Here is a 24,572-nt window from a genome sequence, read left to right as displayed (position 1 = left end):
AAATCAGGACAATAAATTTAGAGGAATTTTCATTCGGAAATAGAAATATATTAGTAATTATTTTTTGGAGGTTTATGATGGAGTTTAAAAATTATGAAGAGTTCTGGCCATTTTACTTATCACAGCACAGTAAAGCTTCAACAAGAAAATGGCACTTTGTTGGAACTACTTTCGTTTTTGTTTTTGTCTTAGCAGCTCTTTTTACCAGGAATTTGTGGCTGATTTTGCTGGCGCCTGTAACTGCCTATGCTTTCGCGTGGTTCAGCCATTTTTTTATTGAAGGGAACAAGCCAGCTACTTTTGGCCACCCCGTCTGGTCTTTGCGTGCTGATTTTCGCATGTACCGGTTAACTTTATTTGGGAAACTGGCTGAGGAACTTGTTAAACATAAGAAGGCAGGATGAACTTTACACAAAAACAACCCATTCCATCAGCGGAATGGGTTGTTTATATTAATCAAGATCTACGTTATGATAAACCTGCTGAACATCCTCTAAATCTTCCAAAGCATCAACAAGCTTCTCGAACTGGGCTAGTGAGTCCGAATCAAGGGTGACATCATTTTGTGGAAGCATCGTCAATTCGGCAACAGTGAAATCTGTAATGCCGGCATTCCTGAAAGCTTCCTGGATAGCATGGAATTGTTCAGGCTCGCCATAGATAATGACTGAATCTTCTTCCTCAAGGATATCACGTGCATCCACATCAGCTTCCATTAAAATTTCCAATGCTTCATCGGCTGACTTTCCTTCAAAACCGATTACCGCTGTTTTATCGAACATGTAGGAAACCGATCCGGCTACTCCCATATTGCCGCCGTTCTTGCCAAAAGCAGCGCGTACATTGGAAGCAGTACGGTTTACGTTGTTTGTGAGTGCATCAACAATGATCATTGAGCCGTTAGGACCAAAGCCTTCATAACGAAGCTCATCATAGCTTTCTTCTCCTCCGCCCTTGGCTTTATCAATTGCACGGTCAATAATGACTCTTGGTACATTATATGTTTTCGCTCTCTCAAGAACGAATTTCAGAGCCTGGTTCGATTCTGGATTCGGCTCACCTTGCCTGGCTGCAACATATATTTCCAATGCAAATTTAGAATAAACCCTGCTGGTATTAGCATCCTTGGACGCTTTCTTTTCTTTGATGTTGTTCCATTTACGACCCATAATCCCACTCTCTTTCAAGTTATATCAGTTAACTGCATGCTAAAGGTACTAGATTACAAGCCATGCAGCGTTTCACAAATAATATTATACCTTAAAAAGGGAATTTGTTAATAGGGAACTATCTCTCTGCTTCACGAGGAATTTTAGTGTAGATGATCTCGCGAGCCCCGTTCACCCAAGATGAATGAGTTCATTACACTTTTATCCAGTTGATTGCAGGAGAAAAATCTATAAAAGTTAATTACTCTAATAACTCTTCTGCAATTAATTGATAAGAATTCAGACGATCCTGTGGAGAATATGTAATGGTGATAATCATGATTTCATCTGTTTTCGTTTGTTTCTGCAAGTCAAGCAGTCGATTTTTTACATCTGCAGGATTTCCAATGATCATCTTTTCTCGCATCCCTCTTAGCTCTTCCTTTTCTGTGGCTGAGAGAATAAAATCTTTTGCCTCAGCAATTGATGGCACCCCAGTTAATCCCTCCCCATTTTTCCTCTGGATACTCCAGCACAGGGAACTTAAAGCAATCTCTTCCGCTTGTTTGGTCGTCTCAGCACAGATCGCCGAAACAGCTAAGATTGTCTTTGGTGATTGTATGCTTCCTGGCTGAAAAGAATCTTTGTAAAGATTGACAATTTCCACGGCATCCTTGTCGCTCATAAACATCCCAAATGCATATGCCATTCCATGCTCTGCAGCCAGCAGAGCACTTTTCTTGCTTGTCCCCAAAAGCCATGGTTCCGGAGAGATTTCAGGAAGAGGCGCAGCCTTGATTTTAGCGAGTTCGCTTCCAGCAGGGTGATCATTATGGATAAAATGAAGTAAATCCTTCAATGTTTCAGTCATATTCCATACATTCTGGAGGAAATGATCAGATAATGCATTTGTTACTTCCGCAGAGCCGCCTGGTGCACGGCCAATCCCGATATCCACCCGGTCTGGGAATAGGGTTGCCAGCATATTGTAGATTTCCGCCACTTTATACGGTTTATAATGTGGCAGCAGAACAGCGCCGGACCCAATACGGATCCTGCTTGTGCTGGCACCTATATAAGGGAGCATTACTTCAGGAGCCGGACAGGCCAACCCCGTCATATCATGATGCTCAGCAATCCAGTAGCGAGTATATCCATACCTCTCTGCTGTCTGTGCAAGCAGGACGGATTGCTCCAATGCTTCTCTGGCTGTCTGGTTACTTGAGACTGGTGCCTGGTCAAGAATGCTTAATTTCATGGTTTAGTTTTTCACCTCCATCAATGCTAATTTAAATTGACCCACCTGCCCTCTTGCGTACAGATTTGTAACCGAAGTAGAGTACTCCACAACTTTTCCGCGAAAGGAAGGGTAACCTGAAATATTTATATCAAATTCGCCCTTATATAATAAGGTAGTCACATCATGGTACCTTTCACTAGTCACCGGAAATTCTACTGAGACTATGCGAAGTCCGTGTTCACGTGAATGTTCAAATTTACGGATCTCGATTGGAAAGCCATCTAAGACGATTTCTTTTACCAATACCAACACTCCCTGCTATTCAACTCTTATGTGTTTACAAAAGATAAAGCCTGTCCTAAACGGGCAGGCTGATAGGCATTTATAGTTTGGCAAGGAATACGTTCATTGCCCTCACCAGATCCTGGGGCTGTTCATACATGCTCATATGTCCGCTGTTTCTGATAATGTTTTTTTGGATATTTTGTCTATCAACCGTAAATGTTTTCTCTGGTGGAACGATTTGGTCGAGTTCACCAGCAACCAACAGCACCGGAAGCCCGGTCTCTTCCAGCACATAATTCCGGTCCGGTCTATTTTTCATCGCAGTCAGTGCACTCACAAGCCCCTTTACAGAAGTCTTAAGGCCGATATTGACTGTCTCTGCAATTTCATCCATATTCAAATCAAGGTTATCAGGCGAAAAGAGCTTTTTGGATAGTCCATCGATAAATGAACCCGGACCCTCCTCCAGTATTTTTTTCGAATTTGTGTCCCTGCCTTTTTTAGCTTCGTCAGTGTCAGGATTTCCTGTGGAATGGATCAGTGAAAAACCGTTTAAGTATTGAGGATAAAGCTCGGCAAAAGCAAGAGTAATATATCCGCCAAGTGAATGTCCAAACATTGTTACTTTCTTAAGCCCTAAATGATCAAGAAAGTCTTTTATCACATCTGCCATATCCTCAATGGAATAACTTTCCTTCCCCATGCCGGATCCTCCATGTCCAGGGAGGTCCAAAGCAATCACCCTGTTCTCTTTGGCCAAATCAGGAAGGACTTTGTCCCAATACTCTTTCCCGCCGGCAAAACCATGAATAAGGACAATCGGTTTTCCATTTCCCTCATCATAAAAACTGATTTCTGTGTCTGCTGCCTTTATTTTTTGTGTATTCATTCCAATCTCTCCTATCTTTTATACTAATTAGTTTATTCCCTGAAACACATTTACTAATCTATACGTTTGATATTTATGTATTTAGCCTGATATTACCACAGCATCAATGACGCTTTCTCTGTTACAATTTTAAAGTTGACAAAACCCAGGAGGATTCCTAAATGAGAAAACGTTCCCTGTCCATATTGATTATCATGATAACCTTCATAGGAGGGTTTTTATCAGGCGCTATATTTGCCAATAAACAACAAAACAACGAGAAAGCGTCCAGTTCTCCTGTCACATTGTCGTCCAAAACAGCCGCTGTGAAAAAAACACCTGAGAAAAGACAGGACGCAAAGGTATTGATCGGATATGTTCAGGACTTCCGTAATCCTGCTGAAATCGATTACCAAAGCCTGACCCATGTCATATTTTCGTTTGCTCACCCAACTGCTGATGGCAGGATTTTATTAAATGGAGATCAGGCAATCAAAAATTTGAGGGCAATCGTGGACAATGCAAGTAAGCACGAGACAAAAGTCATCCTGGCCATTGGTGGCTGGTACCATATCAATGGCGGAGAATCTTACGATTATTTTAAGGCGGCCATTTCAACTCCGGCTTCAAGAGAAAAACTAGTACACGAGCTTGTTAGTTTTGCAGAAAGAGAGAATCTCGATGGAATTGACATCGACTTTGAGCATCCCAGATCAGCAGATGATGCCCGATATCTTGCTGAGTTCTCTAAAGATTTGAGTGCACAGCTAAAACCGATGGGCAAAGAACTTTCAATCGCTGTAAACGCCAAAGTGCACAGCGTTACAGGGACTGAAATTCACTCTGTTGTCTTTGAGCCCGAGATGTTCGGATACTTTGACCATGTCAATTTGATGGCATATGATGGTCAGTGGGATGGAGAGTACAACGCAGCGAATCTATCACCTTTCACCTATTCCGCAAATATAGTAAACTATTGGACCTCTTTATTTGATTCACATGGCTTTTCCAGAGAGAAACTTGTTCTTGGAGTCCCTCTTTATGCACAGCCTGAAGACCCTTCGGCAAAGCAAATCTCATATGAAGCACTAATTGATCATGCCCTTGAGAATCCGGGCAAGGATCAGGTCAATATAAATGGAATCACATACCATTATAATGGGCATTCCACTTTGAAAAAGAAGACAGAACTCGCGCTTTCTGAGCAGTTGGGCGGTATGATGCTCTGGGAAGCAGGACTTGATGCCCCCGGAAATCAAAGTGCAGCCAAACTGATTGCTAATGAATTATTGGAGCATCAAGACGCTCGTTATTATACAAGAAAGTGAAAAAGCCTTAAAAGGGCTTTTTTTGCTTTAGGCTGTTGGACACCGTTCTGAACCTGCTTGAATAAGGTAGCAGTAAAGAACTGAACGGTGGTGCAAGCGATGAAGTTACCATTTATTTTGTCTGGCCCAATCCTCAGGAGGGTTGAACCAACATCCCTTTACATTTGGATTGCTTTGAGCCGCCAAATCAAGATGGACGCTCAATTATTTCAAATCAATCAGGATACCTATATCCCTTTGGATATCAATACCGAGACAAAAACTTTCAAAGCTGGCGAGCAGTTATATATTTACCTGATTAAGATTTCACCGAGAAGGACTCCTTTCCCTTCCTGCACTCTCCTTGGCTATAACTTATTTTTTAAAAAAGACGCGATGGTCCGTGATCTGGGAAACTATGGCCTTCTTACCAAGGAACATAGCCGATCAATTGTATACGGGAATCTGAAGTATCCAGCATTTTATATCGATCATGAAAGCCTGCCGACAAATTTGCTTTATGGCTCCTGCCGAAAGCCCCATGGCGTTGGCGAAGATGCTTTGATTTCAGCAGACTTCCTTGTGGAGGAAAAACATCTGGATCATTCACAAAGGCCCAATGGATTATTTTTTATGGGTGACCAGATTTATGCCGATGATGTTGCGGACCCGCTATTCCCGATTCTATCGGTACTTTCATCCGAATTAGTCGGTCATCGTGATGATAGTAAATTATCCGATTTGATTCCTCATGTTTTGCATTCCCGGCTTTCTAAGGTAAATGCACGGCAATTCCTGATTGAACATCTGTCAAACTTTTCAACCGGAAAAGGTGATAACCATTTAATCACATTCGGAGAATATGCAGCAATGTATTTAATCAGCTGGAGCCCGGAAATCTGGGAATTCATCCAGGAAAACGATCTAATCCAATCCTTCAGGCAAATTATTGATAATAAAAAGCTTTACTTGAAATTCGAGGGTGAACCGAAAAAGCGGGAAAAGGAGCTTTCCAGGCTGGAAGCCAGATATGAGGAACAAATGGAACAGATCAGGGAATTCATTGTATCTATATCAGCGACCAGAAGATTGATGGCGAACATACCAACCTACATGATCTTTGATGACCATGATGTAACGGATGATTGGAATATATCCGAAAAGTGGACGGCGACGGCCAGGAATTCACCGCTGGGCAAATATATCATTGGCAACGGATTGGCGGCTTATTGGCTGTTCCAGGGCTGGGGCAACGACCCTAAAAGCTTTGACACAACTTTCCGTAATAAAATCGAAAAGTATCTCGAGTCTGGAAACATGGAATCACAGGATTATAAAGTAGGACTGGATTTTTTATGGGACTATCACTCCTGGCACTTCATTGCTCCAACTGTTCCTAAAACTGTTTTCCTTGATACGCGTACACAGCGTGGTTTCGATCCAAGGCCCAGAGCGGTTCAGCTTGGAAGTTTGATGGAGGAGACAACCAGGACACCTTTGCTGATTTCTGAAAAAGGCTGGCAAAGCACGACCGAAAAACTCCTTAGTAGCGGGTGGAATAAGCGTACTCCTTTGAATATTGTCTCCCCAACTCCTGTTTATGGAATGGGACTAATTGAATCCTTCCTCCATAAATATGTATATCCTTTCAAAGTATTAGGATTCCCAGTACAGACGTCATTTGATTTTGATGGATGGAAGTATAACGGCAAAGGATTTCATGCATTCCTTTCACAAGTTTCCAGCTGGGACCCAAGTTGCGTCATTTTACTGTCTGGGGATGTCCACTTCTCTTCATCGGTAAAATCAGAAGTCAAGCTTAACGATGGTAAAATACATTCTTTCTATCAGTTTACGAGCAGCCCCGTCCATAATGAAAGTTTTACTGGGATATGGGGTATTTTAATGAAGTCGGTACTGTGGCTCAACGCTCAAAAACGAAAGGAACAATCGCTTTACCGCAGCTGCAGTGAGACCTACAGCATGACCCTTACCAAAGATAAAACAGAAATCCCGAAGCAAAATCTATGGGAAGAAACGATTAACTACTACTCATTCCAAGACGGCAGCATTGCCGAAACAAAAAACTCAATTGGCTATCTTCATTTTGATAAAGCGTTACCTGAGAATACCTTGCTTATGGCTGCGGAACCGATATCGAATGATGAAAATTTATTGTAAAACCGATTGTATTAGCGTGCTATGAACCTATTTCTTCAAACTCTTTTATCTTCTCTAGCCGCTCTACCAGCACCATGCATTTTTTATCCCCAATTTCATATATATACATTTTGTGGCCGTGCTCTTTTAGGAGCTTCTTGAATTGAATTTCGCCCGATAAATCATATCCCTTGGCCAAATCAGTGATCTTTTTGAGGATTTGCTCTCTGCTTGGTTCATTTGTAGATGCTATTTTGATAGGAATCGGTATTCCCTTGATTTTAAAGGTTACGAGGATGACGCTATCCAATTGTATCAACTCCTTTAAAAATCAATTCGACAGACGCGAATGATTTCCTTCTATTTACAACTTTTTTACGAACGTACTTCCTATGTATATATACCAAAAAAGGAGAGGAGCTTAACCTCCCCTCCTCCCCGTTATTCTTCTTCATTCATCATTTCATCAAAAGCTGCAGAAACCTTTTCGAATTCCTCATCAGATTCGATGGCAGCAAAATCTCCATCTTCGTCGAGCTTGAGAAAAAAGATATCAATGTCTTCGTCAGATTCCGTTTGCAGGTCGTCAACAAAGCTTACAGCTGCATAATCAGATCCGTCTATGTTCAACGTACCGATTACTTCGACCTCCTGCTCGATATCGCTTTCGTCGCTAATTGTAAAAACTTCACCAACTTCAATTTTTTCCATTATGGTTCCTCCTCTAAATTGTAAAAATAGTATACCCAATGAAGGATGGCTCATTCTGTAAAACAAATGGTCTAATTCTCAAAAAGAAAGGCTGTGATTTGCCCTTTGTTTGACTCAAATACCTGCTTTCCCAGTTCCTTTAATTTTTCCGTATAAGTAAAATCATCAAAAGGCACTTCCTCAGACAACTCTGTATTTAAGCGGAGATAATGGTCACGCAGCAAAAGCCTGCAGTGATAGGAAACGGATTCAGAGGATAAGTCCATTGCCAGATCCAAGAGCTTAGGTGTTACCTTAAAGGATGGAAACTGGAATGGCAGCCACTGACGGATTCCCCAGTATTTATTCTCCTCCATCGTAAAGTCGATGTTCTGCTGGCCTGTCCCGATCGAGAGGATATGTATTTCCTCCAGATCGATTTTAAAATGATGTAATGCCTCAGTCACACAAACCAATGATGGATTATTTGCCCACAATCCCCCATCAATCGATAAGTATTGATTGTTAACATTGTTTGGAGGAAAATAGATAGGCGCCGAACAAGATGAAAGAACAGCATCCCATAGCTTGATTGAAAGTTCATTTTCCGATGAATAACCAAAGTCTGTTCGATGGACATAGGGTTTTCCATGGGTGATATCAACAGCAGGAATCAACAAAGGCTTTTGGATTTCTCCAAGGGTAAGGTCTTTGAAGGCATGCTTCAACAGCCTCCTTAAATAACGGTCACTGTATACACTTTTAAAAAGGCCTACCTTTGATTTTTTGACGAAAATCTTTTCCCCATAAATCTCGTACCTTTCCATCAACTCTCCCATTGATGTATTCAAAGCAACTGAAGCGGCAATGATGGCCCCTGTGCTGGTGCCCGAGATCACATCAAACAGCTGGCCAACAGGCTTGCCGAATTCTTCTTCAATAGCCTTCAGGATGGCAATCGGGAATACACCTCTAATACCGCCACCGTCAATGCATAACAATTTCATGATAGTCACCCGCTACATCCTTGATACTATCATCCTTCCCATTCCACCAAAACAATATGAATAAACCGGATAGACTGAAAGAAGAGCTGCCATTGATCAGGCAGCTCTTCACAAAATCAGTCTTATGATACTTTTTCTTTTTCATGGTTGAAGGAATATTCTTCTTCCCAATACTCTGCATTCTTGATACCGAGCTTTTTGGAATTGAAGACCGGATCAAGCCCTTGCTTTTTCTGTTCCTCATAGTCCTTCAAAGCAATCAGTGCCGGCTTCGCAAGCAGGACGATGGCAATCAGGTTGAGCCATACCATCAATCCGAGACCAGCATCTCCAAGCGCCCATGCAAGTGACGCTTCTTTAACGGCACCGTAGAAAGTTGCTCCAAGGATGACGACTTTAAGGACAAACATCGGAACCTTGCCATTTCTTCCTCTGAGAAGATAAGCGATGTTTGTTTCAGCCATATAATAATAGGCCATGATTGTTGTGAAAGCGAAGAAGAATAGCGCTACAGCAACAAATTCTGCACCGAATCCAGGTAGAACAGCATCAACAGCAGCCTGTGTATATCCTGGCCCTGACTCTACACCTTTCAAGTTTTCGACGATGAATGAACCGTCAGCGCCAACAGTGTTGAACATTCCTGTGAACAGGATCATAAAGGCTGTAGCTGAACAAACAAATAAGGTATCGATGTAAACTGAAAATGCCTGGACAAGACCCTGTTTTGCCGGGTGGGAAACCTCAGCTGCAGCAGCTGCGTGAGGACCTGTACCCTGTCCAGCTTCATTGGAATAAATACCCCGTTTTACACCCCAGGCAATCGCGCTGCCCAAAATACCGCCAAAAATGGAGTCAGCACCGAAAGCACTCTTGAAAATCAAAGCGAAAACAGCAGGAACTTCAGTTATATTCATTCCAATAATGACAAGAGCTACAAGAATGTACCCGATCGCCATAAATGGAACAGTATATTGGGCCACCGTAGCGATCCTTTTAACGCCGCCAAAAATGATAAAACCCAAAAGAGCGATGATAACTAAACCAGAAACTGATTTGCTGACACCAAAAGCATTCTCAAGTCCAAGAGCAATCGAGTTTGACTGAATTCCTGGCATTAAAAGAGCCATTGCAAGCAAGGCCGCAACAGAAAACACAATCGCAAACCATTTGATGCCAAGACCTTTCTCGATGTAATAAGCAGGACCGCCTCGATAAAGACCATCTTGCTTAACCTTATAAATCTGGGCTAATGTAGATTCAACAAAAGCGCTGCTCGCCCCGATAAACGCAATTGTCCACATCCAGAAAACCGCACCAGGTCCACCCATTGCAATTGCAGTAGCAGTACCAGCGATGTTACCAGTTCCTACACGGCCGGATAAAGCGATAGATAAGGCCTGAAAAGATGAAACGCCCGCATCGGAACTTCTCCCTTTGAACATAAGTGTAACCATGTCCTTCAAGAGTCTTACTTGTAAAAAACGTGTCAGGATGGAGAACACCAGGCCAATTCCCAAAATGATATAAATGACCGGGTTGCTCCACAAAATCCCATTGAGCCAAGAAACAAAAGCTTCCAAATGAATCCCCCTTTACTTGTTTGATTTCTTTCTATTTTGAATTATAAGATAATTGGGCACAAAGGACAATCAAAAACTGATGTTTAACAGCAAACTATTTTTTGGTCTGTTATAAATACAGTATTTGACAGCGTTTGCAGTAGTTATCACAAAAACAAAAATATGGAGCAAGTTGGGTTGGACAGTTGTTCGATTTAGTCAACTTTTTATCTGCGGGTATAATAGTTATCTTAAGTTACCTTTAGTTCGGACAACTTTTCATCTTCGTGCATGAAAGCTGGCCGAAGTAGCCCCGAGTTCGGACAGCTTTTCCCCGGCGACGACGAAAGCTGTCCGAAGTAGTTCCCGGTTCGGACAGCTTTTGGTTTGCGAGCACCAAAGTTGTCCTAAGTAGCTCCGAGTTCGGACAGCTTTTCACCTGCGACCACAAAAGTTGTCCGAAGTAGCCCGGAGTTTGGACAGCTTTTCACCTGTGACCACGAAAGCTGTCCAAAGTAGCCTCGAGTTCGGCTAGCTTTTCCCCTGCGACGACGAAAGCTGTCCGAAGTAGCTTCAGGTTCGGACAGCTTTTCACCTGCGACCACAAAAGTTGTCCGAAGTAGTCTGAGTTCGAACAACTTTCGCATGCAATCCCCAAAGCTGTCCGAAGTTACCTTTTTTAAATGAAAAAAGCAAATGACGATTGCCACCTGCTTCAGAGTGATTTTCTCATAACATAACTTAGGGGATTAATACTAATGTACATTCCTCTCACGTAAAATGGGCAATGAGCAGCAGCGAAATGAGCCTCCGGATTTAATAATCTCAGTAATATCGACTTCGATTATTTCGAATCCTTTACCCCTGAGTTGCTCATTCACGCCTTTATTCACAGGCAGACTGAGGATCCGTTTGTTTCCAATGCTCAGGACATTGGTCCCAAGTGTAAATTGTTCCTCTTCGCTGACATCAATCAGGTCATAACGGGAGCTGAATAGTTCAATGTCTTCGTCTGTCAATGCTGGGCGATAAATCAATGCTACTTCAGGTGAGACGACGTTGAAAACACAATCAAGATGAAGGTACTCAGCTTTGAAGGAAATAGCTCGCACGTTTAAGTTCGGGAGCAATCCCTTAAGGTGATCCGCCGCCTGCTGGTTGGTCCGATTGCTCAAGCCCACATATACGGTGTCCTGGTCAATGACTACATCGCCACCTTCGATCTGATCACCCAGGAGATTATAATAGGAGATCTCTTCATCCTCTAGCCACTGTTTCAAGACATCCTCCTCACCCTTTCGGACGTCGCTGGCCATATCTGCTACAAAAATAGTTTCACCAAGTGTAAATCCGATGTCCCTTGTGAAGACTTGCTCCGGGAATTTTTTATGGTACGGGAGCAGGATGACCTCTACGCCGTAATTCTTTAATGTATTCACAAATTCATGATGCTGCTCCAAGGCAACTTCGATATGTATGCCTTCATCCTTAAAATGTTTTTGGGTTTCATTTATGACATCGCGGATGGTCATATATTGTGGCTGGCAAAGAATGACTTTCTTAAGTACATCATATTCATTAATGATATACCCTCTATTATTTGGCTGCGTATTCTGTTCCATCACTACTCCTCCTTATGGACAAATCATCATTATAGGTTTTCCGGTTCGCACGCAATTCATTACTTATGCCGTTAAAATCCCTGTCAGATATCCTTCCGAACTTAATGACTGCACAAAAGTTATTCGTTAAGATGAATCAAATTAATTAAAAGAAATGAGGAGATTTCTATGGACGGACAGAAGGAAATGGGTTTGGCGCAATTGATTGTCATGGTTGATCTTTTTCGCGATGAACTGTATGAGCAGCTTTTGAAAAAAGAAGGCATGCGGGCTTTAGAAATCCTGCGTGAAGTTCAAAATGACTATTTTTAAGGGGGTTTCTCTGTGTCATTACATTTACGGACAGCTGTTGATAAACTGAAAGACCATTATATCCAGCATTTGATTAAAACAGGGCTTTCGAATGATACTGAAAATGAATTAAAGAAATTAACACTGACAGAACTGAAAAATTTAACAACTGGGCGTTAGTTCTTCGAGTTTTTATTTACAAAACATCAAATCATGTGAGAAAATATAACATAAAAAAGAAGTGTGGTGATCCTCCTGGCTGCCGATTCCTCCTATAAAGACAAAAAAGTCATTACAATCGGGATTGTTAGTGAACTAACTGGACTTTCAGAACGGCAAATAAGATATTATGAAGAAAGAAAATTAGTTTTCCCTGATCGAACTCCAGGCGGGAGCAGAAGATATTCGTTTTCAGATGTAGAATTATTGGTAGAGATAGCCAATAAAATTGAAGACGGCGTACAGACGTATGAAATCAGGCAGGAAATGGTGAAGCAAAAGAAACGAAATGAAGCAGAAGAACATAAGAAAATGATCCAGGGACAAATAAATGCCCGATTTGGTATACGAAAAAAATGATGACCTTCGTAAAAGAAGGTTTTTTTTTGTCTCAAAAACCATGTGAGGTTACCTGACATAAACGTGGTTTCATTCTGAATTAAATGACAAAATACATAAAACATCACTATTAAGGGAGTTGAGCAAATGGATACTGTTTTTTTATTGAATAGTTTATGGGTCATGATTTCTGCAGTATTGGTTATTTTGATGATTGGGGGTTTCATTTTACTTGAAACAGGTTCAACAAGGATGAAAAATGCTGGACATATCGCAGGTAAAACGATTTTAACATTCGGCATCTCCTCCATTGTTTTCTGGGCTGTAGGATATGGATTGATTTTCGGTGAAGGAAATTCGATTTTAGGATTCTCGGATTTCTTTTATTCAGGCTATGATGTTGAAGGGCTTGGCCTTTCAGGATCCGTCTTCTTCCTATTTCAACTGGCTTTCGCAGGCATTTCGATCACGATTGCTTTTGGCGGGTTTGCTGAAAGAGCGAAATTATCTGTATATGTTGTTTTCGCACTTTTATTTTCCGTCCTGGTTTATCCGTTTATTGCACACTGGATTTGGGGTGGCGGCTGGCTTGCGGAGCATGGGAAACAGGATTTTGCCGGTTCGACAGTCGTTCACCTGACAGGTGCTATGGCCGCACTGGCAGCTACACTCCTGCTGAAACCTCGTATAGGCAAATATAATCAAGATGGTTCGGCCAATAAAATTGAAGGCCATAACCTCGTATTCACCGCCTTGAGTGTACTCTTCCTTTGGGTGGGCTGGTTTGGTTTCAATGCAGGCAGCACGGTTTCGGTAGATGGTGCATTTTTCGGATTCGTGGCACTGAACACTAATCTTGCAGCCGCGGCTGGTACCATTGCTGCACTTGCTATTTCGTGGATCGTAATGGGAAAGGCTGATATCCCGATGATGCTGAATGGAACACTTGCCGGCCTTGTCGCAATCACCGCTTCCTGTGCCTTTGTTGATACCTGGGCAGCAGTTGTGATTGGATTGGTTGCCGGAATTCTCGTCTTCTACAGCATCAGGTTTTTTGAAAGCAAAAAAATCGATGACCCTATATTTGCTTTATCCGTTCACGGGGCAGCAGGAGTTTGGGGTACCTTATCGACTGGATTCTTCGCAACTCCAGAATTGGCGACCGTCGGAAAACCCGGTTTATTTTATGGCGGAGGTTTTGACCAGCTGGGTGTGCAGGCACTGGGGGTTTTGGTTTCGGGTGCTTTTGCTTTCATTGTTTCCTATCTCATTTTATTGGGAATGAAAACCGCGATGAATGGCTTGCGAGTTACAGAAGAGGAAGAAAATATTGGACTGGACATCAGTGAACATGGTAATTACGGATACCCGGAGTTTGTCAATATCGAAGCAAGCATTAGAGAATCCAGCAGCGCTCACAGGAGTGAAAATCCTTCCCTTGTAACCCAGCGGCCTTCCATTAATTAACTGCCAGGCTAACTGTCGATTCAAACCATTTTATTTTGATTACCGAAAGATAATTGTTACTATTGAATTGTATAATCGCTGGGGATGGTTAAAAGCTATTCCTGGCTGTTAATATCATTCAATAAAGGAAGATGCAATTATGACGGACGGCAAACGTTTAAACGATATTAAATTTTCTGTGCTTGATCTTGCTCCAATCATTCAAGGAGGCACAGCTTCAGATTCACTTCAAAATACGCTTGATCTTGCCAGGCATGCGGAACAGTGGGGATATCGCCGCTACTGGCTGGCAGAACATCATAATATGCCTGGAATTGCCAGTTCTGCGACTTCGGTGGTCATCGGACATGTGGCAGCAGGAACATCCACGATCAGGGTTGGCTCCGGCGGTATCATGCTGCCAAACCATGCTCCGCTAGTAATTGCTGAACAATTCGGGACCCTTGAATCTCTCTTCCCGGGCCGGATTGACCTCGGACTCGGACGCGCGCCTGGAACCGACCAGGTGACAGCCTATGCTTTAAGGCGCGAACGACGCAGTGATGGCCAGGACTTTCCTGAGCAATTGGATGAACTTCGAGCATACTTCAACCCGGAACTTGATTCACAATTTCGAAGTGTCCGTGCCATTCCAGGTGAGGGATTGAACATTCCAATCTGGCTGTTGGGATCAAGTGGCTATAGCGCGCAGCTTGCAGGACAACTCGGCTTGCCTTTTTCATTCGCAAGCCACTTCTCTCCCGAAAATACTTTAGGAGCTCTCAAGCTATACCGGAGGAATTTTCAGCCATCTGAAGTATTAGACCAGCCATATGCAATGGTTGGCGTAAATGTGATTGCGGCCGAAACGGATGAGGAAGCAGATTTTCTGGCCACGTCTATGCAGCAGCAATTCCTGAATCTTTTCAGGAATAACCCTAGTCCCCTGCTGCCGCCTGTAAAAGATTTTAATAACCAGGTCAGCGAATATGAAAAAATGCTGCTGGACAGCCGGATCGGTTCCTCGATTGTTGGCGGCCCGCAGACCATTAAAACCAAGCTTCAGGAATTCCTTGATGAAACTCAGGCAGATGAAATGATCATCAACGCACAAATTTTTGATCACAAAGCCAGATTGAAATCCTTTGAAATTGTCTCTGAAGTATTTAAAGGAAACAGATAAAATTCAACAAAAGAGGAGGAGCCAAAGTGGCTTCTCCTCTTTTGTCACTATGTGAGCATTGCCCCGATCGCCCCGCTGAACTCACCATGTTCCAGAAAAACCGGATCAATTCCAGACATTTTACAATACGTCTCCAGATTTTCCCGGAGGAGTTGATTTCCTGCAAGAGTACTTCCGATAAAGACAGCCTGCTTTATGTTGTGAAGACTAGCAGCCTGGACAGTGAGAAGAGTCAACGTTTCTGCAATCATATTGTTAAGGGAAGCCATTTTGTCGGCTGGAGAACTTGAAGTAATCCCTTGTGACTTCGCGAAATTGCTTGCTGTTAATTCACCATGAATCGGGGGTTTTTCCGGATGATAAATATCCTTCACGAGCAGGTCAACATTCCCCTTGTCCCCCTCAGCAGCCAAACTTACCAGATCGGAAAAAGCATCAGCTTCAGTAAACATTTTACCTAGTCCCATAAAAGTACCGCCGCCAATTCCACTGCCAAGAACCCGCTCATACTGTTCCCCGTCAATGGTAAACCAGGAAGTGCCTGTCCCGATGTTGACCAGTATGTAAGGATCACTGACAGACATGGCTTCCTTCATTTTCAGGTACCTGCTGCCTTCGCATACAGCCGAAAATTCATCTACTACCTTTGCCTCCGGGAAGTAATTGGCTTTAATAGTTCCTGCCTTTCCGCCTGTCAGATAAATTGTCTTATTTAATGAAATGATTTTCAGCCACTGTAATGCTCCATCCATTTCTGAATTAGGCTGTTTTCGAAAATGCAATCTCCCATTTTCTTCATATGCAATTTTGAGAAGTGATCCTCCCGCGTCAATTCCGATGCTATTATTCATGCTACCACTCCTTTTAGGAATCGTTGGTGAACTCTTATTTCTTATTGTATGTCTTCGGAAAACATGAAAGCAACGAAAAAGCGGCAGTTCATCCGAACTGCCGCTTCCATCATTCATTACTTCCTCACAGTAAACATCAGCATTGAACTTTTTTAAAAAGTATAGACTGTTAGAATAGCAAAACCAGTATCTGTTTCTACTCTACCCGGCTATCCCGTAAAAGTATCTGTTTTTCTTACTGCAAATTAATCAGCTTTTATCGGGACGATTTTTCCATCCTCAATTGCCGCAACAATCAATTCACCTTCAAATCCGCCATTTGGGTCGATTTTTGGAATGACATAAACTTTTTTGTCCTCTGGCAGGTTATCCAGCCCATCCTGCATATGGGCCATGATTTTTTCGGGGTCATCCACAGACCCTGCTGCTTTTATGGCTTCAGCGAAAACATGCATGGCAATGTAATTCAAGCCAGCTTCAGAGCCTGGATCCTCTTTGTATTTTGCATTGTAGTTCTTTACAAACTCGGGAATGCCGGGACTTTCGGAATTGACCAGCGGCATGACACCGATTGCGCCGTTTAGGACGTCATACGTACCTGTCACCTTCTTCATTTCATCGAACTTTGCCTGGTCCATCACGATAAAACCACCCTTGAAGCCAAGTTCCCTGGCCTGCTTGGCGACTTTTGCAGTTGGTTCAGACGGTCCGCCGATAAAAAGTACATCTGGTTTTTCCTTTAGTGCATTTGTGATGATGGTAAAGAAATCTGTATCCTTGGCAAAGTCGATTGATGAATTGTACACCACTTCACCACCTGACTTTTCCCAGTGAGGCTGCAGCTTTTCAGCCCAATCCTTTCCATACTGAGATGAAGTTGGCAGGAATGCGATTTTTTTGCCGAACTTCTCCATCGTATAATTCGTGAATGGCTCAAGATAGCCATCATAACGAGGAGGGATCCTCACCGTTAATTTATTCCCGACTTCCGTTACCTTTGGTTCACTTGTGTATGCGCCAATAATGAATTTATCCTGCTGGTTGAACACCTGCAAAGCAGCCACGCCGCCGCTATGCGGTGTGAAAATGATGGGTGTCTTATTTTCCTGCATGAGTCTTTTAGCATTCGCACCGGCTTCATTAGGCAAATACTTGTCGTCCAGGGAGACAACATTGAATTTATACTTCTTGCCATTCACTTCAATTCCGCCGGCATTGTTGATTTCCTCAGTTGCCATCTGGACACCGTTCAATGTCCTTTCTCCATAAAACGCGGCAGGTCCGCTCAGCGGTCCAGTATATCCAATATTGATTATCCCTTCACCAGATGCTGCTTCAGAACCCTTTCCTCCTGAATCTGTTTTTTCTGAGTTATTGCAAGCGGCTAGACTGAAAATCAAGGCAAATATTACACTTAAGACCAACAGCAATTTGGACTTTTTCATTCGTTTTCCCCCTTGAGTTTGAATTTTCAATATTCAGAAATTGATATTTGTACTGCTAGCCAACCACCTCCCCAAAAGAAAGAAGCAGTTCTAGGCACCGATATATGCCTTTTTTATTTCATCATTAGCAAACAATTCATCAGAAGTCCCTTCCAGTACTACAGATCCGTTTTGGAATACATAGCCTTTATCTGCAATTTTCAAGGCAGCATTCGCATTTTGTTCGGCCAGAAGGATTGTCGTTCCCTCCCGATTGATGGTCTGGATCACGTCAAACATTTGCTCAACAATAAGTGGTGCAAGTCCGATAGACGGCTCATCAAGAAGCAGCAATTTTGGCTTTGCCATCAACGCCCTCCCAATTGCAAGCATCTGCTGCTGCCCCCCGCTGAGTGAACCTGCCATATCATGCTGTTTTTCTTCCAGGATCGGAAACAGTTCAAACACATGATTCATCGATTCCTTTATTCCTTTTTTATGCTTTCTATGGACATAAGCGCCCATTCTCAAATTCTCCTGAATGGTCATTGATGGAAACAGCTTTCGGCCTTCCGCGCATTGGGCAATTCCTGATTGGACGATTCTATCCGGTGTAGTTTTGTTCAGGGATTTTCCCTCAAACAGAATGTCTCCTGAAGAAACTTTATTCAATCCGCTGATTGTCTTGAAAATTGTACTTTTCCCGGCACCATTGGCACCCAGAAGGACAACGATTTCCCCTTTAGAGACATCGAGGTTCACCTTGTCTACCGCTGTGTAGCTCCCATAATTCACTTTAACATCTCGCAGTTTAAGCACTGGCGCTCCCTCCCAGGTAGGCCTTGATTACAGTAGGATTATTCCTGATTTCTTCTGCATTTCCCTCGGCGATTTTTTCTCCGTAATTGAGGACCATTATTTTATCCGCAAGCTTCATGATCATTTGCATTTTGTGCTCAATCAAACAGACAGTAATCCCTTTATCAGCCATTTTTTTCATCAAAAGAGCCAATCCCTCTGTCTCATCAGGATTCACACCAGCTGCAGGCTCATCAAGGAACACAATTTCAGGATCTGTTGCTAATGCCAGCGCAAATGCCGTCCGTTTTTTTTCTTCCTGCGTGAGGCTTCCAACAAGTTTGTTTGCCACTTTTTCCAATCCTGTAAACTCTATTACTTCAAAAGCCTTTTCCCGGCATTTCTCTTCTTCCTTCTTTAATCTTTTCGACCTGAACACTGCATCGAGCAAATTGGAGTTTGTCCTCAATCGATGTCCTACGATCACATTGTCAAGGACAGTGGATTGTTCAAACAGATTGGTAGTTTGAAAGGTACGTGCTATTCCCAGTTCTGCAATTTTATTTGCCGGCAGATTGGTAATGTCCCTGCCTTTAAAAATAATATGGCCTGATGTAGGAGGGTGAAAGCCGCTGATGAGATTGAAAAAAGTGGACTTGCCAGCTCCATTCGGTCCTATGATCGCATTGATTTTTCCTTTTTCGATCGAAAAATCAACATCGTTAACAGCTGTCAAACCGCCAAATTTCTTCGTTAAATTCTTCGTTTCCAGGAACATCCTTACCCCTCCTTCACCTGTTTGTCTGTACTGATCGTATTTTGTGAATATCCCTCTTTTATCTCATCTTTATGCAGCTTCTTTTCGGCGCGCTTTAACCTCCAGCCGCCAATTGCCCCGGCGATTCCCTGCGGGTAAAATATGACCAGGAGTGTCAGCACAGGTCCGAAAATGAGCATCCGGTAATCCTGAAGGAACTGCAGCTGTTGGGAAATCCATACAACCAATACGGTGCCGACAATAGGTCCTGATAACGTGCCGATCCCGCCAATCAGGAGGTATGTCAGCAAATCAAATGTGATAACGATATTTCCGATATCTGGCCCGATGAAACGGATGAATGACGCATATAGAGCTCCTGACAGTCCGGCGAAAAAAGTGGAAAGCACGAAAACTTCCAATTTATTTTTCATTGTTGAGATTCCGATAGTCTGCGCAAGGTCTTCACTATTGCGAATCGCAATATACGTCCTTCCGGTCAGGGAATGCACGATTCGATAAACAAACAGGATCACGAGAAGCAATATGGCCAAAACAAGATAATATTGTGACAGGGATGACTCGAATGAGATCGGTCCAATATTTGCCGGCGCGGGGATACCGATCAAACCGCGGACGCCTTCTGTCAAACTGTCCCATTTATCAATGACAAGGTAGATGATATACCCGACACATAGGGTATAGATGGCGAAGAAATGTTCCTTGGTCCTTAGGGCAATGACACCGACTAAAAATCCAATAATTGAGGTGATAAGAAGCGACAGAACAAAAGCAAGCCAGAAATTTATCTGGGCCTTTACCGTCAGGAGGCCCAATGAATACGCACCGATCGCAAAGAACCCAGCATGCGCCAGCGAGAGATAGCCTGTATAGCCCGCCAATAGGTTAAGCCCATAGACACCGATCATCCAGATGAACGACAGAGTCATTACATGGATGAAATAATCATTTTGGGTAACGAATGGAAAGGCAATCGCAAATAACAAAAGTGCAAGTATAATAGTACGTTTATTGATTACCTTCGCCATCAATGTCCCCCCTTGGCAAACAGGCCGGTTGGTTTTACTGTTAAAATGATGACCAGCAGGATGAACGCTATGATGTCTTTGTAATCATTAGAAATGTACGTGGCGCCGAGACTTTCACTGAAACCTAAAATATAGCCTCCAATAATCGCTCCGGGAATGCTGCCCATCCCTCCCAGAATGATGATGACAAAAGCCTTTAAGATTACCAGCTGGCCCATTCCAGGAAAAACGAGATTTATAGGCGCTGCAAGAGAGCTGGCTATTGCTGCAAGCCCTCCGGATATCAGGAATGTAAGCATTGCCACGCGGTTAGTATTGATTCCTACAAGATTCGCTCCATCCCGTTCCTGGGACATCGCAATGATCGTCGCACCCGTGAACGTCTTTTTCAGGAACAGGTAAAGCAGTACCATTACACCAATTGCTGCAATGATGATCAGCAGTCTTTGCATCGTGAAGGTCAGGCCGAACACCTGGACGACCTGGCCGTAAGGTGTCGGCATCATTTGGTAATCCGCGCCCCAGATGAATTGCGCGAAGGCTTCCAAAAATAACAGAATTCCAATTGCTGCGATTTTGTCATGAATCGGCGGGGCATGTCTTAAGGGATGGAAGACCAGTCGCTCCATCAGAACGCCGATTAATCCTACCGCGATGACAGAAACAAGAATGGCCAGCCAGTAATGAAGGCCGTATTGCACCATCATCATCAAGGTGATATATCCACCCATCATGTATAAAGCGCCATGGGCAAAGTTCGGGATATGAAGGATACCGTAAACAAGAGTGAGTCCAAGAGCGACAAGAGCATAAACACTGCCAATGGTAAGGCCATTGAACAGCTGCTGAACCAAAATCTCCATCAAGATCCTCCTTATAATTTAATAGCTGATGTGACGGAGCCTTTTTACCTCACCTGATTTTCAGCTTTTTCCCTCTCTTCCTCCTGAAGCTTCCGCCACAGGATCTTGCCGCTGCTGGTAATTGGGAATTGCGTCCTGAATTCTACCTCGCGAGGGTATTTATAAGCCGCCATATGCTGTTTGGACCATTCAATGATTTCTTCTTCGCTGATTTTGCCTTCATATCCATCATTTAAAATGACAAATGCTTTTACCGATTCGCCCCTTCTTGGGTCAGGTATTCCTACTACAACTGCTTGCTGGATGGCCGGATGCTTGTAAAGGTAAGATTCAACCTCTGTAGGCCAAACCTTATATCCAGATGCGTTGATCATCCTTTTAACACGGTCGACCATGAAATAGTAGCCTTCTTCATCATACCGGCCAATATCGCCTGTCCGGAAAAACTTCTTGCCATCAATCTCAATGAAGGAATTCCTGTTTTCGTCCTCCCTGTTGTAGTAGCCGACCATCACCTGTGGGCCATTTACGACAATTTCTCCTGCTTCACCAGGACCAAGTTCTTTTCCCGTAGCCGGTTCAATAACCCTCGCGTCTACGTCGAAGGATGGAATCCCAAGACACTGCATTTTAGGCCGGTCTGGCGGATTGAAGTGTGTCTGGGCGATTGTTTCGGAAAGTCCATATCCTTCTACAAATCGCAGGCCAGTAAGTTTGTAAAGCTTTTCCCCCACTGCTTCTGGAAGAGCTGCACCCCCGCCTGATATCGATGTCAACGTGGCAATATCTTTTGGGTCCAGTTTTGGATTTGCCAGGAAATCGACAATCATAGTAGCGATCGCTACCCAGTGCGTGCATCCCTGGGATTTAATCAGTTCCACGGCAGCCTCCCGGTTCCATCTCGTCATCAGGACCATCGTGCTTCCGGAAAAAATCGGCATATGCATGCTGTGTACCATCCCGGTCACATGGAATAATGGCAGTGTCATAAGGTGAACGGCACTTGTTGTCGAGCTGGACCAGTGATAGGCACCGATGGTATTCGCCTGGACGGTCCGATTGGTATGCATGCAGCCTTTTGGAAGTCCGGTTGTCCCGGATGTATACGGAAGCACAACAATATCATCCGCCTTTGACGTGTGGGTCCCTGTCTCATATTGTGCTGCAATGGCTTCTTTCCAATGGAAGTGCCCTGGCTGTTCGTAAACCACCCTGGCAGCCTCGACCTCTGGAGGCATGACACCGTTAAAATTCTCTCCTTTGTAATCAGAATAGGCAGCAACCACGACATTCTGTAATGGGGTAGAATCAATCAGCGGCTCAACTTTGTCATAAAGCTCCTGTCCAACCAACGCCGAAGTAATCTCACAATCTTTAATGTAAAAGCTCAATTCATCTGCAGTCAGCATTGGATTGATGGGCACGACGACTGCATCAGCTCGTGAAATTGCATAGAATCCAATGACGAACTGGGGAGAATTTTGCATGAATAATAAAACTCTGTCTCCCTTTGCAACCTCAAGTTTCTGCTGGAGGAATCCAGCAAGCGAATTAACTTCTTCGTTAAGCTCACTGTATGAGATGGCGTTTCCATAGTAATAGATTGCGCTTTGGTCCGGATATCTCTCCGCACTGACTTTGAGATTTTCATAGAGTGATGTTTCGGGCAATGTCAGTGATTTAGAGATTTTCGGCCAGTGATCAAAGTGTAGATTAGGCATCGTCTAGTCCTCCTCAAAGATTATTATTCAACCGGTTTAAGAGCACTTCTTTTTTTAATGGCTTCCGCAGCAGCCTTGATTGCTTCCTTTCCATCGGGCAAATATTCAGTCATCCCAAGGAAACCATGGAGCATCCCCGGAGCGCAGACATACTCGGTTTCTACGCCTGCATTCTTTAATTTCGCAGCAAAATGCTCTCCGCCATCACATAGTGGATCAAGCTCCGCAGTCAGGATATAAGCCGGCGGCAGCAGCGGGGTAATCTCATCTGGGATCAACAACGGCGCGGCCAGTGGATTTTGCGTATCTTCAGGTGAGTTTAAGTATTGTTCGCGGAACCAGGTCATTGTAGACTTGGTCAAATAATAGCCTTCACCGTATTTTTCATAGGATGGAGTATATTCAAAGCCTGTAGACGGGTAAAACAACATTTGATAAGCAATCGACGGTGTCTGTCTCTGGACAGCAAGGTAACTTACCACTGCTGCCAGGTTTCCTCCCGCACTATCTCCTGCGACAGCGATAAAGTTTTCATCGATGTTCATTTCATCAGCGTTTTCAAACACCCATTTGGCAGCTAGATATGAATCCTCGACTGCAACCGGGAACTTGCTTTCAGGTGCAAGACTATAATCCACGGAAACTACGATACATCCAGCTTCATTGGATAAAGTGTGGCAAAGGGCATCATGTGTTTCGATATTGCCGATCACCCAGCCGCCTCCATGGTAGTAGACAATCGCGGGAAGCTTGGTTCCATCTGTTCCGTCTGGTGAATAAAGTCTTATCTTGATCTCATCCTTGTATCCCTGGATTTTGAAATCCTTTGTGTTTGCAAGTTTCTCAGCCTTGCTCATGAGTTTTGCAGACTGTTCAAAACCCTTCCTTGCTTCTGCAAGCGGAAGCTGCTCCAAGGGCGGCACTGGATTTTGAGCATAGGCTTCAAGCAACGCTTTTACTTCCGGCTTCAATGACATACTTTCCTCTCCTTTTTTGTAAACGCTATCATTTGCCGCGTCAATAATCCTCTTTCTGTCTATCAGTATTGGAACCGTGGCAAAAACATTTTGCTGTGAAACAAATTCAATTTCCTGGTCAAAGCCATGTTTACTTAGCATCCGGCCGACTCTGGAGTCTTTTAGAATATCATCACTGTTTTGATTGTGGGCATGGTAGAAACAGCGCGCGGCATAAGCAGAATCCGTCAGGAAAAATTCCTTGTCATATTCCTTTATAAGGCAGTCAATGAAGCATCCCGCTCCATGGAAATCCTCTGCATTAAACTCATTCGAAGAACCAGAACAGACGACGACAATCGTCTCTCCCTGGTAATCTTTTAAAATATGATTGGCTACTGCCTTGCAGTTCATCAGCGACACTGCATAAACAGCCTTTGCTTCGGCAGAACTTTTAAGGGCGACGGTTCCGTTGGTGGTCGACAGGATGACGGACTTCCCCTCGATTTTTTCTCTTAATTCCAACGGATTTGGTGACAGAAACCCATCGATTGTTTTCCCCTGATACTCGCCGACCAGTACGAAATGATCTTTTTCCCTGCCTTCAGCTTCTTTTTTCGCTTCCTTTCCATCAAGGACCGGAATTACTTCTTTGGCACCGAACTCCAGGGCAGAGGTGATCGTGGAAGTTGCCAGAAGAACATCAAAGACGACAGCGATTTTGTTATCGGCCATTTTTTGCTTGTCGATGTCCTCTTTTTTTAGCAAAAGGTGAATCTTCATCAT

Annotated in this window: 25 protein-coding genes; 8 read left to right on the top strand and 17 right to left on the bottom strand. The window is 43.5% G+C overall.

Annotated elements, in window-relative coordinates; translation table 11 throughout:
* The first annotated feature begins 77 nt into the window (after positions 1 to 77).
* On the top strand, positions 78 to 404 hold the full coding sequence (locus FS736_RS21215; RefSeq protein ID WP_144481146.1) for an Mpo1-like protein: 327 nt from the start codon (positions 78 to 80) through the stop codon (positions 402 to 404).
* A 48-nt stretch (positions 405 to 452) separates the two neighbouring features.
* On the opposite strand, the gene FS736_RS21210 is transcribed toward FS736_RS21215, so the two are convergent.
* The 4 genes from FS736_RS21210 to FS736_RS21195 form a co-directional block, all read right to left on the bottom strand.
* Complete coding sequence (locus FS736_RS21210; protein ID WP_144481093.1) at positions 453 to 1,169, bottom strand: YebC/PmpR family DNA-binding transcriptional regulator; 717 nt, start codon at positions 1,167 to 1,169, stop codon at positions 453 to 455.
* A gap of 241 nt (positions 1,170 to 1,410) precedes the next feature.
* Complete coding sequence (locus tag FS736_RS21205; RefSeq protein ID WP_144481092.1) at positions 1,411 to 2,406, bottom strand: LLM class flavin-dependent oxidoreductase; 996 nt, start codon at positions 2,404 to 2,406, stop codon at positions 1,411 to 1,413.
* 3 nt (positions 2,407 to 2,409) lie between these two features.
* Positions 2,410 to 2,691, bottom strand: coding sequence for a DUF3219 family protein (locus FS736_RS21200; protein WP_144481090.1), 282 nt, complete (start codon positions 2,689 to 2,691; stop codon positions 2,410 to 2,412).
* Between the two features lie 79 nt (positions 2,692 to 2,770).
* Positions 2,771 to 3,562 (bottom strand): alpha/beta fold hydrolase, encoded by a 792-nt coding sequence (locus FS736_RS21195; RefSeq protein ID WP_144481088.1) that lies wholly within the window; start codon positions 3,560 to 3,562, stop codon positions 2,771 to 2,773.
* Positions 3,563 to 3,723: 161 nt separating this feature from the next.
* Here FS736_RS21195 and FS736_RS21190 point away from each other — a divergent pair, with 161 nt between their 5' ends.
* Entirely contained in the window at positions 3,724 to 4,869 is a 1,146-nt protein-coding gene (locus tag FS736_RS21190) for a glycosyl hydrolase family 18 protein (RefSeq protein WP_144481086.1), read from the top strand.
* A gap of 99 nt (positions 4,870 to 4,968) precedes the next feature.
* Positions 4,969 to 7,029 (top strand): metallophosphoesterase family protein, encoded by a 2,061-nt coding sequence (locus tag FS736_RS21185; RefSeq protein ID WP_144481084.1) that lies wholly within the window; start codon positions 4,969 to 4,971, stop codon positions 7,027 to 7,029.
* Between the two features lie 19 nt (positions 7,030 to 7,048).
* Here FS736_RS21185 and FS736_RS21180 read toward each other — a convergent pair whose 3' ends face one another.
* From FS736_RS21180 to FS736_RS21160, 5 genes are all read right to left on the bottom strand, one after another.
* Positions 7,049 to 7,318: a hypothetical protein gene (locus FS736_RS21180; protein WP_144481082.1), complete on the bottom strand. Its 270-nt coding sequence runs from the start codon at positions 7,316 to 7,318 to the stop codon at positions 7,049 to 7,051.
* A 131-nt stretch (positions 7,319 to 7,449) separates the two neighbouring features.
* Complete coding sequence (locus tag FS736_RS21175) at positions 7,450 to 7,719, bottom strand: DUF1292 domain-containing protein (protein WP_144481080.1); 270 nt, start codon at positions 7,717 to 7,719, stop codon at positions 7,450 to 7,452.
* Between the two features lie 71 nt (positions 7,720 to 7,790).
* Positions 7,791 to 8,705: a CBASS cGAMP-activated phospholipase gene (locus tag FS736_RS21170; RefSeq protein ID WP_144481079.1), complete on the bottom strand. Its 915-nt coding sequence runs from the start codon at positions 8,703 to 8,705 to the stop codon at positions 7,791 to 7,793.
* 122 nt (positions 8,706 to 8,827) lie between these two features.
* Positions 8,828 to 10,288, bottom strand: a complete 1,461-nt coding sequence (locus FS736_RS21165) for an alanine/glycine:cation symporter family protein (protein WP_144481077.1) — start codon at positions 10,286 to 10,288, stop codon at positions 8,828 to 8,830.
* Between the two features lie 734 nt (positions 10,289 to 11,022).
* Positions 11,023 to 11,889, bottom strand: a complete 867-nt coding sequence (locus tag FS736_RS21160; RefSeq protein WP_144481075.1) for a dimethylarginine dimethylaminohydrolase family protein — start codon at positions 11,887 to 11,889, stop codon at positions 11,023 to 11,025.
* 168 nt (positions 11,890 to 12,057) lie between these two features.
* On the opposite strand from FS736_RS21160, the gene FS736_RS24515 reads away from it, so the two are divergent.
* The 5 genes from FS736_RS24515 to FS736_RS21140 all read left to right on the top strand — a co-directional run bounded on the left by FS736_RS24515 (position 12,058) and on the right by FS736_RS21140 (position 15,367).
* A complete protein-coding gene (locus FS736_RS24515) occupies positions 12,058 to 12,201 on the top strand; it encodes a hypothetical protein (protein ID WP_186326884.1) in 144 nt (47 codons plus the stop codon).
* Positions 12,202 to 12,213: 12 nt separating this feature from the next.
* On the top strand, positions 12,214 to 12,360 hold the full coding sequence (locus tag FS736_RS21155; RefSeq protein ID WP_144481073.1) for a Fur-regulated basic protein FbpA: 147 nt from the start codon (positions 12,214 to 12,216) through the stop codon (positions 12,358 to 12,360).
* Positions 12,361 to 12,435: 75 nt separating this feature from the next.
* Complete coding sequence (locus FS736_RS21150; protein WP_144481145.1) at positions 12,436 to 12,759, top strand: MerR family transcriptional regulator; 324 nt, start codon at positions 12,436 to 12,438, stop codon at positions 12,757 to 12,759.
* Positions 12,760 to 12,885: 126 nt separating this feature from the next.
* Entirely contained in the window at positions 12,886 to 14,205 is a 1,320-nt protein-coding gene (locus FS736_RS21145) for an ammonium transporter (RefSeq protein WP_144481071.1), read from the top strand.
* Between the two features lie 139 nt (positions 14,206 to 14,344).
* Positions 14,345 to 15,367 carry an LLM class flavin-dependent oxidoreductase gene (locus FS736_RS21140; protein WP_144481069.1) on the top strand — a complete coding sequence of 341 codons (1,023 nt, stop codon included), beginning with the start codon at positions 14,345 to 14,347 and terminating at the stop codon, positions 15,365 to 15,367.
* Positions 15,368 to 15,414: 47 nt separating this feature from the next.
* Here the strand turns inward: FS736_RS21140 and coaW are convergent, their stop codons facing one another.
* The 8 genes from coaW to FS736_RS24510 all read right to left on the bottom strand — a co-directional run bounded on the left by coaW (position 15,415) and on the right by FS736_RS24510 (position 24,572).
* Positions 15,415 to 16,218: a type II pantothenate kinase gene (coaW, locus tag FS736_RS21135; RefSeq protein ID WP_144481067.1), complete on the bottom strand. Its 804-nt coding sequence runs from the start codon at positions 16,216 to 16,218 to the stop codon at positions 15,415 to 15,417.
* 245 nt (positions 16,219 to 16,463) lie between these two features.
* Entirely contained in the window at positions 16,464 to 17,663 is a 1,200-nt protein-coding gene (locus tag FS736_RS21130; RefSeq protein WP_144481065.1) for an ABC transporter substrate-binding protein, read from the bottom strand.
* A gap of 90 nt (positions 17,664 to 17,753) precedes the next feature.
* Positions 17,754 to 18,461, bottom strand: a complete 708-nt coding sequence (locus tag FS736_RS21125) for an ABC transporter ATP-binding protein (protein ID WP_144481063.1) — start codon at positions 18,459 to 18,461, stop codon at positions 17,754 to 17,756.
* Positions 18,454 to 19,218 carry an ABC transporter ATP-binding protein gene (locus FS736_RS21120; protein ID WP_144481061.1) on the bottom strand — a complete coding sequence of 255 codons (765 nt, stop codon included), beginning with the start codon at positions 19,216 to 19,218 and terminating at the stop codon, positions 18,454 to 18,456. Before FS736_RS21120 ends, FS736_RS21125 begins: the two co-directional genes overlap by 8 nt.
* Before the next feature lie 2 nt (positions 19,219 to 19,220).
* Positions 19,221 to 20,246, bottom strand: coding sequence for a branched-chain amino acid ABC transporter permease (locus FS736_RS21115; protein ID WP_144481059.1), 1,026 nt, complete (start codon positions 20,244 to 20,246; stop codon positions 19,221 to 19,223).
* Positions 20,246 to 21,109, bottom strand: coding sequence for a branched-chain amino acid ABC transporter permease (locus tag FS736_RS21110; RefSeq protein WP_144481057.1), 864 nt, complete (start codon positions 21,107 to 21,109; stop codon positions 20,246 to 20,248). The genes FS736_RS21115 and FS736_RS21110 overlap by 1 nt, the downstream gene beginning before the upstream one ends.
* A gap of 44 nt (positions 21,110 to 21,153) precedes the next feature.
* Complete coding sequence (locus tag FS736_RS21105) at positions 21,154 to 22,830, bottom strand: long-chain fatty acid--CoA ligase (protein ID WP_144481055.1); 1,677 nt, start codon at positions 22,828 to 22,830, stop codon at positions 21,154 to 21,156.
* A gap of 23 nt (positions 22,831 to 22,853) precedes the next feature.
* Positions 22,854 to 24,572 carry an alpha/beta hydrolase fold domain-containing protein gene (locus FS736_RS24510; RefSeq protein ID WP_186326883.1) on the bottom strand — a complete coding sequence of 573 codons (1,719 nt, stop codon included), beginning with the start codon at positions 24,570 to 24,572 and terminating at the stop codon, positions 22,854 to 22,856.

It is taken from the genome of Cytobacillus oceanisediminis 2691 (genome assembly GCF_007678455.1).
Lineage (GTDB): Bacteria > Bacillota > Bacilli > Bacillales > Cytobacillaceae > Mesobacillus > Mesobacillus oceanisediminis_A.
Note: the sequence above shows the minus strand (reverse complement) of the source record. Positions and strands in the feature narration are given on the sequence as shown.